The organism is Vibrio sp. 2130-1 (assembly GCF_033339515.1).
The window spans coordinates 1-709 of record NZ_JAWOUT010000265.1 but is presented as its reverse complement, the minus strand read 5'-3'; the positions used below and the strand labels follow the sequence as shown (position 1 = coordinate 709).

General features: G+C 47.2%; 1 protein-coding gene. It reads left to right on the top strand.

Annotated features, from left to right (window positions below; genetic code table 11):
- Positions 1–590 (top strand): glycoside hydrolase family 18 protein (locus tag R7Q09_RS25635; protein WP_318143877.1); only part of this gene is annotated, 590 nt, incomplete at its 5' end.
- Positions 591–709: the final 119 nt, after the last annotated feature.

Genomic DNA, 709 nt, shown 5'->3' with positions numbered 1-709 from the left:
GGGTTGTTCCAAAAGCGCCAGGTATCAATTGCAAAGCAGCAGAACCGTACCTACCCAACATGTTTGCGAGGCCGTATGACTTTCTTGGTGGGTGGGGGCAACAAACTGGCCATACTACCAACTTGCACGCGACAGAGCGAAGCTGGTGGGGCATGGGCGCAGACGTGTTCATCAACCAGATGATCGAGCTGGGTATTCCAAGTGAAAAACTGGTGATTGGCGCTGCATTTTATGGGCGTGGCTGGCAAGGTACTAAAGATTTTTCGGGTGGCTTACCAACACAAGATCTCGTATCCGAGCAAGGAGCGCAGTTTGGTACGGGTGAGAACGGCTATTTCATGTTCTGGGATTTAGTGAAGAACTATGGAGCGAAGCAGGGCTACGAGTACAACTATGATGAGCAATCCCAAGCGCCGTACTTGTGGAATCCTGAAAAGAAAGTCTTTATCTCTTACGAAGATCAACGCTCGATCAAAGCCAAAGCAAATTGGGCGAAACAGGCGAACTTAGGTGGCATTTTTACTTGGGAATTGTCGGGCGACCCGAAAGGCGAGCTTGTTGAGGTGATGTACCAAGAAATGCAGAAATAAACGGAAATCGTGGTTTAAAACCGACATCACTAAAGCCATCGTTAATCTATGATGGCTTTTTCTTCTTTATTGTCTTTCACAAAGCTAACAAGTTGGTCAAAAGAGAGTGGCTTGGAGTA